Source organism: Runella sp. CRIBMP (assembly GCF_009905605.1).
Classification (GTDB): domain Bacteria; phylum Bacteroidota; class Bacteroidia; order Cytophagales; family Spirosomataceae; genus Runella.
In genome coordinates this window covers 152,514-166,680 of record NZ_JAAAKZ010000012.1, presented here as the reverse complement: position 1 = coordinate 166,680, position 14,167 = coordinate 152,514, and the positions used below count along the sequence as shown (strand labels likewise).

Annotated in this window: 14 protein-coding genes; 11 read left to right on the top strand and 3 right to left on the bottom strand. The window is 45.5% G+C overall.

Annotated features, from left to right (window positions below; genetic code table 11):
* Positions 1-145: 145 nt before the first annotated feature.
* The 4 genes from GVN20_RS22665 to GVN20_RS22650 all read left to right on the top strand — a co-directional run bounded on the left by GVN20_RS22665 (position 146) and on the right by GVN20_RS22650 (position 4,620).
* Positions 146-1,081 (top strand): YihY/virulence factor BrkB family protein, encoded by a 936-nt coding sequence (locus GVN20_RS22665; RefSeq protein ID WP_166560541.1) that lies wholly within the window; start codon positions 146-148, stop codon positions 1,079-1,081.
* Between the two features lie 375 nt (positions 1,082-1,456).
* The gene (locus GVN20_RS22660) at positions 1,457-2,461 is read left to right on the top strand and encodes a glycosyltransferase (protein WP_166560540.1); all 1,005 of its coding nucleotides are present in this window, start codon (positions 1,457-1,459) and stop codon (positions 2,459-2,461) included.
* Positions 2,462-2,593: 132 nt separating this feature from the next.
* Entirely contained in the window at positions 2,594-3,214 is a 621-nt protein-coding gene (locus GVN20_RS22655) for an L-threonylcarbamoyladenylate synthase (protein ID WP_166560539.1), read from the top strand.
* Positions 3,215-3,288: 74 nt separating this feature from the next.
* Positions 3,289-4,620: a DUF58 domain-containing protein gene (locus GVN20_RS22650; RefSeq protein WP_166560538.1), complete on the top strand. Its 1,332-nt coding sequence runs from the start codon at positions 3,289-3,291 to the stop codon at positions 4,618-4,620.
* On the opposite strand, the gene GVN20_RS30170 is transcribed toward GVN20_RS22650, so the two are convergent.
* Positions 4,547-4,858 carry an AAA family ATPase gene (locus GVN20_RS30170; RefSeq protein ID WP_166560537.1) on the bottom strand — a complete coding sequence of 104 codons (312 nt, stop codon included), beginning with the start codon at positions 4,856-4,858 and terminating at the stop codon, positions 4,547-4,549. The genes GVN20_RS22650 and GVN20_RS30170 overlap by 74 nt on opposite strands.
* A 426-nt stretch (positions 4,859-5,284) precedes the next feature.
* On the opposite strand from GVN20_RS30170, the gene GVN20_RS22640 reads away from it, so the two are divergent.
* The 6 genes from GVN20_RS22640 to GVN20_RS22615 all read left to right on the top strand — a co-directional run bounded on the left by GVN20_RS22640 (position 5,285) and on the right by GVN20_RS22615 (position 12,171).
* Positions 5,285-7,030: a gamma-glutamyltransferase family protein gene (locus GVN20_RS22640; protein WP_409033847.1), complete on the top strand. Its 1,746-nt coding sequence runs from the start codon at positions 5,285-5,287 to the stop codon at positions 7,028-7,030.
* 213 nt (positions 7,031-7,243) lie between these two features.
* On the top strand, positions 7,244-9,688 hold the full coding sequence (locus GVN20_RS22635) for an outer membrane beta-barrel family protein (protein ID WP_166560535.1): 2,445 nt from the start codon (positions 7,244-7,246) through the stop codon (positions 9,686-9,688).
* A 96-nt stretch (positions 9,689-9,784) separates the two neighbouring features.
* Positions 9,785-10,369, top strand: a complete 585-nt coding sequence (locus GVN20_RS22630; protein ID WP_166560534.1) for a DUF1349 domain-containing protein — start codon at positions 9,785-9,787, stop codon at positions 10,367-10,369.
* A 105-nt stretch (positions 10,370-10,474) separates the two neighbouring features.
* Entirely contained in the window at positions 10,475-10,732 is a 258-nt protein-coding gene (locus tag GVN20_RS22625; RefSeq protein WP_310586847.1) for a BPTI/Kunitz domain-containing protein, read from the top strand.
* 223 nt (positions 10,733-10,955) lie between these two features.
* Positions 10,956-11,219: a hypothetical protein gene (locus GVN20_RS22620; RefSeq protein ID WP_166560533.1), complete on the top strand. Its 264-nt coding sequence runs from the start codon at positions 10,956-10,958 to the stop codon at positions 11,217-11,219.
* 82 nt (positions 11,220-11,301) lie between these two features.
* Entirely contained in the window at positions 11,302-12,171 is an 870-nt protein-coding gene (locus GVN20_RS22615; RefSeq protein WP_166560532.1) for an aldose 1-epimerase family protein, read from the top strand.
* Positions 12,172-12,182: 11 nt separating this feature from the next.
* On the opposite strand, the gene GVN20_RS22610 is transcribed toward GVN20_RS22615, so the two are convergent.
* Together GVN20_RS22610 and GVN20_RS22605 are read right to left on the bottom strand one after the other, a co-directional pair.
* Positions 12,183-12,566 carry a hypothetical protein gene (locus tag GVN20_RS22610; protein ID WP_166560531.1) on the bottom strand — a complete coding sequence of 128 codons (384 nt, stop codon included), beginning with the start codon at positions 12,564-12,566 and terminating at the stop codon, positions 12,183-12,185.
* 70 nt (positions 12,567-12,636) lie between these two features.
* Positions 12,637-13,329 (bottom strand): arylesterase, encoded by a 693-nt coding sequence (locus tag GVN20_RS22605; RefSeq protein WP_166560530.1) that lies wholly within the window; start codon positions 13,327-13,329, stop codon positions 12,637-12,639.
* A gap of 117 nt (positions 13,330-13,446) precedes the next feature.
* Between GVN20_RS22605 and GVN20_RS22600 the strand changes: the two genes are divergently transcribed.
* Positions 13,447-14,130, top strand: coding sequence for an ABC transporter ATP-binding protein (locus GVN20_RS22600; protein WP_114069792.1), 684 nt, complete (start codon positions 13,447-13,449; stop codon positions 14,128-14,130).
* Positions 14,131-14,167: the final 37 nt, after the last annotated feature.

Sequence of the window (14,167 nt, the reverse complement as noted above, 5' to 3'; positions counted from 1 at the left end):
TGGTAAATAAATAACTGATAAACAGGTAGTTGTGATGTTGCGGAGGCCTCCTCTAGCTGAATTAATTTTTTGCAGTCATTGGGTTAAAGAAATTATTAGGGTCAAGTTTTGTATTTTTGGGTTGTGAAATCATCAAAACGCCTTAATGCTTCAACACTGGTCTGACTCCAAATACCGACAGTTGCGTAAAACTTATGCTTTCTTGCACCGAAAGCGGTTTTTTAGCAAGGGTGTCTCGTTGGCGGATATAGGCACGTTGTTGATTGAAAAAATTCTGTTGTACGACATCGACCAACGGGCAACCGCCGTAGCTTACAACTTCACGCTCGCCGTTTTTCCCGCCATTCTGTTCTTGTTTACCCTGATTCCGTACTTCCCGATTGCCAATATGGAGTCTCAAATCATGAACTTCATGTACGATGCCATGCCCAAATCGCTGTACGAATTTGCCGCGGCCACCATTTATGACATCATCAGTCGGAAGCAGGGAGGCATCCTGTCGTTTGGTTTTGTGTTTGCGTTGCTCACCGCTACCAACGGCATGGGAGCGCTCATGACCGCCTTCAACATGGTAGACCATACTTCGGAAAACCGAGGATTTTTTAAGGCCAAAGGAATTGCGCTATTGCTGACTGTGTTGCTATCGACCGTGCTTTTTTTGGCGGTTTTGGTGATTATTGTGGGCGGGTTTTTGGTCGATTGGTTGCACCAAACCATTTTGTTTGGTGATCATTTAACCGTCTTTTTATTGGACGCTCTGCGCTATTTAGTGATGTTTTTCGCCTTTACAGTTGCGGTAGCCATCATCTACCGGTTTGCCCCCAAAGTACGTCACGGGTGGCGCTTCTTTAATTTAGGGGCAATCATTGCCTCAATGTTGATTATTTTGGTGACCTACGGATTCTCTTTTTACCTCTCTCGTTTTGGTAGTTACAACAAACTCTATGGCTCTATCGGAACCATCATCGCGATGATGATTTGGTTTTACCTCGTAGCGTTGCTGTTGATTTTTGGATTTGAACTCAATACCAGTATTTGGCGGGCCAAGCATGACAGGAAAGGCGCCGAAACAAAAAAATAAATGCCATCCGCAAATTGGGATGGCATTTATGTACTACCCTAACCCATAAATAATGAAAGATATACTTCTATATCGAATCATAATGAAATTGCAGAGAAAACCGTGCCAAATTTTAAGGTGATTTTGATTTGTATGGTTATTTTTATGGGATATTTTATAACTAATTGATTTGTATGATATTGGATATATTATTGCATTTTTTATATACCAAAAAATGCAATAATCGTCTCCCAGAAACCTACCTTTGATTCCTTTTTAGTTTACCGTTTACTAAAAAGTCAGGTTACTTTGGTTAGAGATAGAGTCTAATATTTTACATTTACTATACAAAAACGCGCCGTTTATAAATTTTTAAGCGTACTGTAACCATTGAATATGAATCCAATTGTCACCGTTATTTGCACCTGCTACAATCATGAACTTTTTGTTCGGGAAAGTCTCTTATCGGTCATTCAACAAACGTATTCTGCCATTCAGTTGATTGTGATTGATAACGCGAGCACTGATGAATCAAGGAGGGTGATTCAACGCCTAGTAGATGAATACCCTGAAATTGTTTTTATCAGAAATACCCACAATATAGGTCTATGCCGGGCTTTTAATCAAGGCCTTGGCGACGCGACGGGTAAGTACATCATTGATTTGGCCGCCGATGATGTGATGCCGGCCAACCGTATCGAAATGCAGGTAAAAGCCTTTGAGAGTCTCCCCAAAGACTACGCGGTGGTATTCTCAAATGCCGCCTATATTGATTCTTCGGGCGCAAAATTGGGCTATCATTATGCATTGCGCGCCAATGGGCACGCCAAAGGTCAAGTGCCCACGGGTGATATCTACAAAGAAATTTTGCGACGCTACTTTATTTGTACGCCTTCTATCATGATGCGCAAGTCGGTGCTGATGAAACTGGGCGGCTACGACGAAAACCTCAGTTACGAAGATTTTGATTTTTTTATCCGTTCGGCCCACGATTATAAATACCACTACATCGACGAAGTACTGATGTACAAACGGGTACTTGACGATTCGTTGGCGACGCAATTTTACCGTATCGGAAATCCGATGCTGCGGTCGAGTTGGGAGGTGTGCAACAAGGCCTACGATTTGAGCCGGTCGCAAGAAGAATACGATATTTTGGCCAATAGAATCCGGGAGTTTATCAAGAAATGTTTTGTTGCTGAAGACCCCGAACAAGCCCTGGCATTTAGAAAATTGCTCAATTACATCGAAGACCCTGGCTGGAAAACCGACCTTTTGGTGTTTCTCTGCCGCCTCCATTTGCCCGTCAACTGGTTATACCAGCGTTACGCCAAATGGCGCAATCACCGCAACCTCGCCCTGATGCAACAGGGAGTACCTTTTGTACAACTGGAACGGTAGTGAGTTAAAAGTGGACAGGGAGGAAAATAGGCCCAAACGTGTAAAATAGTTGAAGGAAGTTTCCAATTAATGAAAAATTCCGCGTAATTAGTCCAACTGATTTTGCACTCAAACACTTAACCCACTTCCTACGTGCCTGCGGAATTCCTTCATATTCATCCCCAAACGCCCGAACCGCGTAAGATTCAGCAGGTAGTCAACAGCCTGCGCAACGGGGGTATTGTTATTTATCCGACCGACACCGTCTACGCCCTCGGCTGCGATATTCACAACGCCAGGGCCGTGGAGCGCATTGCGCGCATCAAAGGAATCAAACCCCAAAAGAATGATTTCTCGTTTATTTGCCACGATTTGAGCCATATTTCAGACTACGCTAGGGTAAGCAACGCCGCCTTTAAAGTAATGAAACGACTCCTGCCTGGGCCGTTTACGTTTATTTTGGAAGCCAACAATAAGGTCCCGAAAGTACTGGCCAATCGCAAAACCGTGGGAATTAGGGTGCCCGACCACCCCATTGCGCGGATGATTGTGTTTGAATTGGACCATCCCATTATTACTACTTCCATAAAGGATGACGAAGACGAAATCATGGAATATCCCACCGACCCCGAGATTATCTTTGAACGTTTTCAGCATCAGGTAGATATTGTCATTGACGGAGGCTTTGGTGGGTTGATCCCTTCCACGGTCATTGATGCCACCGACGATAATTTTGACATTATTCGAGAGGGTGCTGGGGAGTTTACGCGTTAGTAAAGTGTCTGTTCACAATAAAATACATTCAATACGTTCCTGATTTTGAAGGAATAATATTAAAAACTGTTGTCTTGAAATACCTTCGCCAACTTTATATCTCCACCCTTTTTTGGGAGGTTTTCATTGGATTGACGGCCACCTTTTTGTTGGCGTTTGCTTTCCCGTTTCTCTTCGGAATTGCCAAGATCGGCAGTGCCATCGCGGCATTGCTGGTGGTGGCCGATTTGGTTTTGCTTTTTAGAAATAACGAGGGCGTTTTTGCGCGTCGTGATGTAACCGACCGCCTTTCTAACGGTGACCCTAATCCGATTACCATTTACTTAGAAAATCGCTATGGATTTAAGGCACGGTTGGAAGTCATTGACGAGATTCCGTTTCAATTTCAAAAACGTGATGTGCTGTTTGAAGCCGAATTGGTGCCCAACGAAACCCAACTTTTACGCTACGAACTGCGCCCTACCAAGCGCGGAGAATATAGCTTTGGGGCCGTCAATGTGTTGGTAAGAAGCCCGTTGGGGTTGATAAAACGTCGGTTTCAGTTTTCGCAAAACAAGATGGTGGCGGTGTATCCGTCGTACCTCCAAATGCGTCAATACGAATTGATGGCCATTTCCAACCGCCTGACCGAGCTGGGCATAAAGCGCATCCGTCGGTTGGGGCACAGCATGGAATTTGAACAGATTCGGCCTTATGTGCAGGGAGACGACATCCGCACCGTCAACTGGAAAGCAACCGCCCGTCGTAACGACCTCATGGTGAATGCATTTCAGGACGAAAGCTCACAGGCCGTGTATTGTCTGATTGACAAGGGCCGCATCATGAAATCGCCGTTTGAAGGGCTAACGCTCTTGGATTATGCCATCAATGCCACACTGGTATTGAGCAATATCGCGTTGTTGAAGCAAGACAAAGCGGGCGTGATTACGTTTTCGGAAGTCATCGGTCAAATTCTGCCCGCCGAGCGTAAAGCGGGACAAATGCAGAAGATTCTGGAAATGCTCTACAAGCAGAAAACACGTTACCTAGAAAGTGATTATGAAACGCTGTATTCGTACGTAAAAACGCACGTGCGGCAGCGGAGTTTGTTGTTGTTGTTTACCAATTTTGAGACCGTCAACGCAATGCGTCGGCAGCTACCTTTTTTGCGGCGATTGGCCAAAACCCACTTGCTGATTGTGGTGTTCTTCGAAAATACCGAGACTTCGTTATTGCTCAAGACCCCCGCCGAAAACACCGAAGACATCTACCTCAAAACCATTGCCGAGCGGTTTTTCTACGAAAAGCGCCGCATTGTAAAAGAGCTTGAGCAATATGGCATCCAATCCATCCTCACCGCCCCCAAAGACCTGAATGCCAATACGGTGAATAAATATCTGGAATTGAAGGCGAGAGGGATGATGTAGGGGGCAGGCCCGCGGCGGCTCTTAGTTCAGTTAAAAGCTCGGGGGAAGATGATTTATAGAAATCGTCTATGCCCAATCGTTTAGTGCCTTGATAGTCTAAAATCAAAGCTAAGGCTTTAAGTAGGTCCGTTTTGCCTGAATTATTATGCCAGATAAGGACATTTATTCCTTCTTTAAACTCTACTTCCTTTTCTTTGAAGTTGCGAAAATTTTTGATTTTAATTTTTGATATATACATTACTCATCTTTTTAAAAGCTATAATAATTGCGTATACAATCTGCGGTAGTGTAACTTATTGCAGCTATATAAAAGACCTGTAATCGTAATTTACACAGGGATGTATATAACTTACGGGAATGTATAAAACTGCTTGCACTACCCCAATTTATGCCAATTAATTTATCAAACGGCTATTTCCCCTCTCTGGCCATTCTCCAAAAGCACCTACTCCCGTCATAAAATCCCCCCCTTCATTTGACATCCTGCACCACTATCCCTATTTTTAGGATAAAATCGACAAACCCAAACTAAAACCTTATGAAACTACTTCGCTTTCTGCCGATGGCTTTTGCCCTTTTTCTGATAAATAGGGAGGGCAATGCGCAGGCATTCAATAACTTACCAGTCACTACCCAAAAGCCTCCGCTGCATGGAAAGCACTGGATGGCCATTACGGGCAAGCCCTTGGCCGCTACGGCCGGGGCCATGACCTTTACCAAAGGCGGCAATGCCATCGACGCGGCCTGCGCTATGTTGGCCGCTACCTGTACCATGTGGGATGTGCTCAGTTGGGGCGGGGAGACGCAGGCACTCATTTACAACCCCAAAACCAAAAAGGTCATCGCCATCAACGCTCACGGGGTAGCTCCCACGGGCGCCACGCCCGAGTTTTATAAGAGCAAAGGCATGAAATACCCGCCCGAATATGGCCCGTTGGCTGCTGTCACGCCCGGTACGCCCGGCGGACTGATGACCATGCTTGCCGAGTACGGCACTATGTCGCTAAAAGACGTGTTGGCACCAGCCATGGAAATGGCCGCTGGCTACCCCATTGAAGCCCAAACCGCCAATTCGATTGAAAAAGGCAAAGACCTGATCAAGCAGTGGCCGTATTCCAAAAAAGTATTTTTGCCGCATTTGGGGGCCAGTCGCGAAGCGCCCGACGCAGGTGAGATATTCGTTCAAAAAGACCTGCTCGAAACCCTAAAAAAACTGGTAAACGCGGAGCAACAGGCACTTGCCAAAGGTAAATCGCGCAAAGACGCTATCTACGCCGCCAACGATCTGTTTTATAAAGGCGAGATTGCCAAGGAATTTTCGAGGGGTTGCCGCGAGCAGGGCGGGTTGATTACAGAGCAGGATTTGGCCAACTGGAAAGTGAAGATTGAAGAGCCCATGATGACCACCTACAAAGGCATCGAGGTTTATAAATTGCAACAGTGGACCCAAGGGCCGGCCATGCTCCAAGCATTAAATATTCTGGAGAATTTTGACCTGAAAAGCATGGGTTATAACTCCACCCGCTACGTGCATACGCTGTATCAGGCCATGAACTTGGCGTTTGCAGACCGTGATTTTTACTACGGCGACCCCGCTTTTGGCCCCGAAGAACCGATGAAAGGGCTGCTTTCTAAAGAGTACGCCAAAGAGCGCAGCAAGCTGATTAATCCCAACATGAACGACCCCAAAATCGGCCCCGGCGACCCGTATCCGTTTGAGGGAAAGGCCAATCCGTACTTGGATATGCTGAAAAATTGGGGCAGCGCTAGCCTGACGTCGCCGAAAAACAATGCCACTCTGGACGAAAAATTTGAAGAATCATTTACGGCAGGAACTACTTCCATCGAAACCGCCGACGAAGAGGGTTGGGTGGTTTCGGTGACGCCGAGCGGCGGCTGGGTACCTGCCTGCATTGCGGGCAATACTGGCATTGGCATGAGCCAACGGATGCAGGCGTTTGTGCTGGATGCCAAAGAAAACCCTTTCAACGTGCTCGAACCCGGCAAACGCCCTCGCGTGACGCTCACCCCGAGCATGGCCCTCAAAAATGGCAAACCTTACCTGTCGTTTGCCAAGCAAGCGGGGGATGAGCAAGACCAATTGCTATTGCAGTTTTTCCTGAACATGGTAGAATTTGACATGACGGTGCAGGAATCCTGCGAAGCGCCTAGTTTTAAGACTTTTCAGATGTATTCAAGTTTTGGAAAGCACGAGCGTATCAATGGCGGTTTGACTCTCAACGAAGCCATGCCCGACTGGACCCGCAAAGATTTGGGTCGAATGGGCTACAAAATAAATTATCAGGAACGTACCAGCGGACCCATCAACGCCATTTATTTCGATTGGGAACACGGCAGTTTCTGGGGTGGCTCCAGCAACCACGGCGAAGATTACGGTATTGGCTGGTAGTTTTTGTTCTCATAAAGTATCTTGAGAAGGGTGTTGGGCTTAGAAATGGTCTGACACCCTTTTTATTGGTCTAAACGTGTTTTTAACAAACACCTCGGTCGCTATTTTTGGCAACTCAGCCTAAAAAAAGGCGGATTTAGTACCTCCTTGTTTCTGAAAAGGCATGATAGCAAATACATTTGTTGCATCCTGTCATCCAACTCATTACAGCCCATGATTCAACGCTACACTTTTGTTTTTGCAGGTTTTTTGCTATTTATTTTAACCCAACCCCTTTTGGCGCAAACATTTAGACTTTCTGGTGAAATACAGGGCACTAGTCAAAAACCGCTAGAAGGAGCCGTGGTTTCTTTGTTGAATGCCAAAGATTCTTCGTTTGTAAAAGCGGCGGTGACCGAAGCCAATGGTCAGTTTGAATTGCTGAACATCAAATCGGTGGCTTACCTGCTGATGGTGAGCAACTTGGGCTATCAAAAATACATCAGTAAGCCATTTTTAGTGGCGCAAACTGATGCGACGCTACCTGCCGTGGTTTTGGTGGAAGAAAACAAAAGTTTGGCGGAAGTGAAAGTGACGGGTAAGAAACCCTTTGTCGAAACTAAAATTGACCGAACAGTGGTGAATGTGGATGCGCTGATTGGCAATGCAGGCACAAATGCGTTGGAGGTACTCGAAAAATCGCCAGGAATTGCCGTTGACCAAAACGGAGGAATTCGGCTGAAAGGCAAATCGGGCGTGGTGGTGTTTGTGGACGATAAACCTACGTACCTATCGGCCGATGATTTGGCCAATTACCTCAAATCGCTCCCCGCGGGCTCGGTCGAAACCATCGAAATTATGCCCAATCCGCCCGCCAAATACGACGCGGCGGGGAATGCGGGTGTGATTAATATTCGACTGAAAAAAAATGTGTTGAAGGGGTTTAACGGCGGGGTCAATTTGAGCTATGGTCAGGGAGTTTATAGACGTACCAACAACAGCCTCAATTTTAATTATCGCATCAATAAGCTTAATTTTTTCTCCAACGCGAGCGTTAACCATAACAGTACTTATCAAGACCTTACCATTTGGCGACGCTATTACCAGCCCACGGGGGAATATACCTCGGCATTTACCCAAAATTCTTACATTCAGCGCAATCAGGGCGGGAATAACCTGAAAGTCGGCGTGGATTTTTACGCGTCCAAAAAAACGACTTTGGGGGTGGTATTGAATGGATTTTACAACCCTTCGTTGGTCAATGTAACCAACAAAGCCAAAGTACTTAACGCCGCAAATGAAATAACAAGCCTGGTGGAGGCCGTCAGTCCTACCGACAGAGTGTGGAAAAACGGCAGCGCCAATTTTAATTTTACCTATAAATTTGACAGCACGGGCAAAGAACTTTCGACCAATGCCGATTACATTCACTACCAATCGACCAGCAACCAAACATTGACCAATACCCTGTTTGACCCCCAAAATAAATTTGTCAGTCAGTCGATTTTGTTTTCGTCGCTGCCTACTACCATCGACATCAGTACGGCTAAAGTTGATTATACGAGCCCGTTGAAAAGCGGCGGTAAGATTGAAACGGGCCTGAAAACGAGCTTTATCAAGACAGGAAACGTCGCCGATTTTTTTGATGTTTTGGACGGGAAACGTTTTCCAAATTATGAGTTTACCAATAACTTTAATTACAAAGAAAACATCAACGCGTCGTACGTAAATTACACCCGGGAGTTCAAGCGGCTGTCGGTGCAGGCGGGGCTTCGTTTTGAAAATACCACCATCAAAGGGCATCAATTGGGCAATGAGCAAACCAAAGACTCAACTTTTACTCGAAAATACAACAGCTTTTTCCCGACATTTTACGCCCGTTATCGGTTAGATTCGGCCGATGTTCACCAAGTCGGATTCTCGTTTGGCCGTCGGATTGACCGACCCAATTATCAGGACATGAATCCCTTTTCGTACCCCCTCGACCGCTTTACTTATTACGGTGGAAATCCCTTTTTGCAACCGACATTTTCGTACAATTTCGAACTCTCCCATACCTTCAAAAACAAGATTACCACGACGTTACAGTACAGCCTTGCTAAAAACGTGATTTCGGAAACCAACGAACAGCGTGGTACGATTTATTACAGTCGACCAGGCAATTTTGGGCAGCGGATTTCATATGGAATTTCGGTTAATGGCAGCTTGCAGCCCACCAAATGGTGGACACTCAATCTCTATACCGAGTACATCAACAATGGTTTTAAGGCAACTTTGTACGGTCAAAAGCTGGATGATTCGCGTTTTTATTGGGCGGTTATTCCCACCAATCAATTCCAACTCAGTAGCACTTGGTCGGCCGAATTGGCAGGGTCGTACCAAAGTACGTTTCTATTGGGCCAACTCTTGATTTATCCGATTGGCTCGGTGCGGGCTGGATTGTCCAAAAAGGTATGGAAAAATCAGGGGACGATTAGACTCAACGTCAGCGATATATTTTATACCAATCAAATTAAGGGAGATATTCGCAACATTGCCAATGCCTCGGCCAACTGGTTCAGCTATTTGGACTCGCGCGTCGCGACTCTTTCACTTACCTATCGTTTCAATAAAGGCAAAACCCTGAATGTACGCCAAACAGGCGGCTCAGAAAGCGAGAAAAGTCGGGTGAGAAGTTAATAAATACGGTTATCGTTGTTAGTTTGCATTGTTGAATTTGTCCCGCCTTTCTATTGGGTGCAAACCGCCCGAACGTACTTTTAACCCCTGTGTAAAATGTTTGACTTTTCTGAATTTTACTGGCTAAACCCACCGCAGAAATGGGAGCTAGCCAACGAGCGTCTCAGCATCAGAACTGAGCCGAAAACCGATTTTTGGCAACGCACCTACTATGGCTTTCAAAATGACAATGCCCCGGCTTTCCTGCGGAGTATTACTGGGGATTTTACATTTACGGTCAAAACAACCTTTGATTCCAACATCCAATTTGACCAATGCGGCGTCCTCATTTATCAAAACAGCGACAACTGGTTTAAGGCATCCATTGAATATGAAAATAAACAAATAGCCCGCTTGGGCAGCGTCGTAACCAATTTAGGATATTCAGATTGGGCCACAACCGATATTTCTGCCGAAGTGCGTACCATGTGGTATCGACTGTCGCGGGGTGGTTCGGATTTTTTGATTGAAAATTCAGAAGATGGTGAAGAATTCAGTCAAATGCGCATTTTTCATTTGCACCAACCGTTGCCCGAAGTACATTTTGGAGTGTATGCGTGCAGTCCGTTGGAGTCAAGTTTTGAGGCGGGTTTTACCAATTTTTATTTAACAGAATCGACATGGCAGGCGCATCCGCTGTGATTTTTGCGCTGAAATGGGTGTAGAATATGAGACAAAATTGTTGAGGTAACACCTCGAAAATTCCAACCCTTTGAAATCTTTTGGGGTCTTTGGTGCAAACAATAAATGATGAAAATGCGCTCATTCTATTCTTCTTTGTTATGTACTGCCACCATTGTATGCCTGTTAAGTTGCGAAGGCTCCTGCCCGGTATCGCCTAATTGCTCATTAGAACCCGAGAGTGGAGCATGTTTTGCGGCCTTTAAAAGATACTATTACGATAAAAAAGAAAAGAAATGTAAAGAATTTACATGGGGCGGATGTGGAGGCGTCGTACCGTTTGAGACCTTGGAAGCCTGCCGAGACTGTGAGTGCAGAAAGTGATGATCAAATACTTGGCTAAAAAAGTTGAGACCTTTTGAGAAAATAAAGAAAACGTCCAGTAAAACCCTTGGAGCAGGGTTTTTGTTATGTGGAATATGCATCCATTCAGGCAGTTTATCAACAGGTACGTTGCGATTTTGGAAGAGAAATGGTAGGCAATTGAGACGTATTTTTCGAGGAGAGAAATAAAAAAAGAAACCGTATTGCTGGAAGAGGGTAAAGTGTGCCGGCATCTTCTGAGGCCATTCGTCTGGTAGGTGCATTGTGGGGTGCTATTTTTCTACTTTCGGTTTTGGGGCTTTTTTTTCCGCAAAAAATGCAGATAGTGTTGGTTTTTCAACTCATCTATAAATCTTCATGGCTGCTTTTTGCCGCCTTGCCCGCGCTTCTTTTGCATCAGCCATTTCCTAAGGGTATGGCCCTGTTTTTTATTGTATGGGTAATTAGTTTACCCTTTGTGATTGAATGGAAATGGCTATTTGATTAATCCACCGTAAAAGAGGGACGCGTTTATGGGGTAACGGAATGGCTTTTATTCATTAAATTTGTCTCAAAATAGCCTTCCCTTTATGATAACAATTCAAAACGCCGATATTAAAGCCACCATCAATACCAAAGGTGCGGAGCTCAATAGCTTGGTTTTGCTCGCTTCCCAGCTTGAATTTATGTGGCAGGGAAATCCTAATTTTTGGGGCAAACATTCGCCCGTTTTGTTTCCGATTGTAGGAGGCCTGAAAGATAACACTTACTATTTTAACGGCACAGCCTACCACCTTCCCCGCCACGGGTTTGCCCGTGAAAAAACCTTTTCGGTGGAGCAGCAACAAAGCGATTCAGTTACGTTTTTATTGACCCACGATGAAAGTACATTGGCCGTGTACCCGTTTGGATTTGCGTTTCGGATTCGGTATTCATTGTTGAATAATCAGTTGAAAGTTAGCTACTTGGTAGAAAATCCAAGCGGCGGCACGCTGTGGTTTTCGGTGGGAGCGCACCCCGCGTTTAAAGTGCCGTTAGTAGAAGCAACGCAGTATGAAGACTATCTTTTGAGTTTCAATAAATCCGAAGATTGGGCGCGGTGGCCGCTGACACCCGAAGGAATGGTTGAAAAAACGCCTGTTTTGTTGGCAGAGCAAACAACGGATTTGCCGCTGACCAAAGAACTATTCTACGAAGATGCGCTTGTCTTCAAAAACTATCGTTCCGACAGCGTGGTGCTGCACACTCCAAAATCCCCTCATTCGTTGCAATTTGATTTCCCTGATTTTCCTTATCTCGGCATTTGGGCCGCCAAAAACGCTGACTTCGTTTGTATCGAACCTTGGTGCGGCATCGCCGATTCGGTGGACCACAACCAAGACATTACCCAAAAGGAAGGCATTATTCAGTTGGCAGCCAAAGAACATTTTGAGCGGAGTTGGACGGTGACTTTGGGGTGAGAAAATGCTAGTTATTTCTCCGTTTTTTTCTCTAAAATCTTAATTTCCGTTTTCTCTTTTTTGATAGCCTGACGAATCAACGCGTAGATGTTCATGTAGAGATTGGCGAGCCAGACCAAGGCAAATCCAGCCACCAGATAGCCGCGCCAATCGGGCATCAGTAACTTAAAGTCGGTCAGGAAAAGAAAGAAAATCGTGATGTAGTGACTGAAACAATACTCGCAGGTAAAAAGATAATAGAACTTGCGTCGGACTAAGGTTTGGTCATTCTGACTTCGATTTACACAATATTCGCGGGGTTCCCGAAAAATTTCCTCATGGGTGACCGTCCATGAGATGCAGGCAATAGGAAGTGCCAAAAGAAAAAGCCATTGGATTTGGGTGTACATTTCCATGCGTCAGGTGTTGGTAAAGTGATACCGCCTAAATCGCTAAAAAATCGTTCCAACGAGGCTCTGCAGGTTACTACACACCCTTCTCCAACATTCCCTCTAGCACTTGCCATACATTTTCGGCTACGATTTTGGCCCCGATGGCGTTGGGGTGGATGCCGTCTTTTTGGTTAAGTTTTACTTCACCGCCTACGTTTTCGAGGAGGAAAGGAATGAGTTCTACCTTGTTTTTCTGGGCCAATTCGGGATAAATTACTTTAAATTCGTCGGCGTATTTTTTGCCCATACTGGGCGGCACCTGCATACCCGCTAAAACAATCTTGGCTTTGGGGTATTTGGCTTTTACCTTGTCAATCATGGATTGGAGATTTTTGCGGGTTTCAGTGGCGGGAATCCCGCGCAGGCCGTCGTTGCCGCCCAATTCCAAAATGAAAATATCAACGGGGTTTTTCAGTACCCAATCCAAACGGCTATTGCCGCCCGAAGTAGTTTCGCCGCTGACGCCCGCATTCACGATTTTATAAGGTAATTTGAGCGAATCCAGCCGATTTTGGAGCTGTGCAGGGTACGATTCCGAAGGCTCCAGACCATAACCCGCCGTGAGGCTATTGCCAAAAATAAGAATGTTCTTAACGGTTTTTACTGGTGTGGCGGGGCTGCTTTTGGTTGCGGAAGTTTGCTCATCCGAGGGTTTTTCGGTGTTGGTACAGGCCACAAAGGCGAACATCAAAAAATAAAGCAGAAAGATTGAAACTATTTTTGGCATAATGTATTTTGATTAGAATACTGATATAAAATAAACTCATGCAAAGACGTATAAGTTTCTGAAACACTGTCGTTTCTTTGCTCCTTTGCAGCTTGGCGTGAATTCTAAACATAGACTATGGCAAATATACTTCATCTTCATCAGGTTGGGAAAGTTTATCGGAGTGGTAATCGAGATTTAAAAGTACTGGATGACGTCAATTTTTCGGTCGAAGCAGGCTCTACGCTTTCGATTGTTGGGCCGTCGGGCAGTGGAAAAACAACTTTACTTGGTCTTTGTGCAGGATTGGACCGCGCGTCGAGCGGACAGGTTGAGCTCAACGGCATCGGTCTAAACCAACTCAACGAAGATGAATTGGCGTCGGTCAGGAATCGTTACATTGGGTTTATCTTTCAGAATTTTCAACTCATGCCCACCCTCACGGCGCTCGAAAACGTGATGGTGCCGTTGGAATTGCGCGGCGAAAAAAACGTTCGCAGTCGTGCTTTGGACTTGCTTGATAAGGTGGGCTTGGCCGACAGAGGGCATCATTATCCAACGCAGTTGAGCGGCGGCGAGCAGCAGCGCGTATCGTTGGCGCGGGCATTTTCTAACCAACCCCAAATCCTTTTTGCCGATGAGCCCACGGGAAACCTAGACGCCGAAACAGGCGTTAAAGTGGAGAAATTGCTGTTTGATTTGAACAAAGAATCAGGAACTACGCTCATTCTCGTGACCCACAACCTCGAATTGGCCGCCAAAACCCAGCGAATCATTCGCATCAAAGGCGGAAAAATTCTTTCAGATACGCTTACTGCCTAACATTGTCAATCTCCCGACGATTTAAGTATTCAACCAC

What these genes read in the sequence shown, in the direction of transcription:
- GVN20_RS22640 (WP_409033847.1), top strand. Translation starts at nt 5,285, where the DNA reads ATGGCCATTACGGGCAAGCCCTTGGCCGCTACGGCCGGGGCCATGACC.
- GVN20_RS22660 (WP_166560540.1), top strand. Translation starts at nt 1,457, where the DNA reads ATGAATCCAATTGTCACCGTTATTTGCACCTGCTACAATCATGAACTT.
- GVN20_RS22615 (WP_166560532.1), top strand. Translation starts at nt 11,302, where the DNA reads ATGATAACAATTCAAAACGCCGATATTAAAGCCACCATCAATACCAAA.
- GVN20_RS22610 (WP_166560531.1), bottom strand. Translation starts at nt 12,566, where the DNA reads ATGGAAATGTACACCCAAATCCAATGGCTTTTTCTTTTGGCACTTCCT.
- GVN20_RS22605 (WP_166560530.1), bottom strand. Translation starts at nt 13,329, where the DNA reads ATGCCAAAAATAGTTTCAATCTTTCTGCTTTATTTTTTGATGTTCGCC.
- GVN20_RS22635 (WP_166560535.1), top strand. Translation starts at nt 7,244, where the DNA reads ATGATTCAACGCTACACTTTTGTTTTTGCAGGTTTTTTGCTATTTATT.
- GVN20_RS22600 (WP_114069792.1), top strand. Translation starts at nt 13,447, where the DNA reads ATGGCAAATATACTTCATCTTCATCAGGTTGGGAAAGTTTATCGGAGT.
- GVN20_RS22630 (WP_166560534.1), top strand. Translation starts at nt 9,785, where the DNA reads ATGTTTGACTTTTCTGAATTTTACTGGCTAAACCCACCGCAGAAATGG.
- GVN20_RS22665 (WP_166560541.1), top strand. Translation starts at nt 146, where the DNA reads ATGCTTCAACACTGGTCTGACTCCAAATACCGACAGTTGCGTAAAACT.
- GVN20_RS30170 (WP_166560537.1), bottom strand. Translation starts at nt 4,858, where the DNA reads ATGTATATATCAAAAATTAAAATCAAAAATTTTCGCAACTTCAAAGAA.
- GVN20_RS22625 (WP_310586847.1), top strand. Translation starts at nt 10,475, where the DNA reads ATGATGAAAATGCGCTCATTCTATTCTTCTTTGTTATGTACTGCCACC.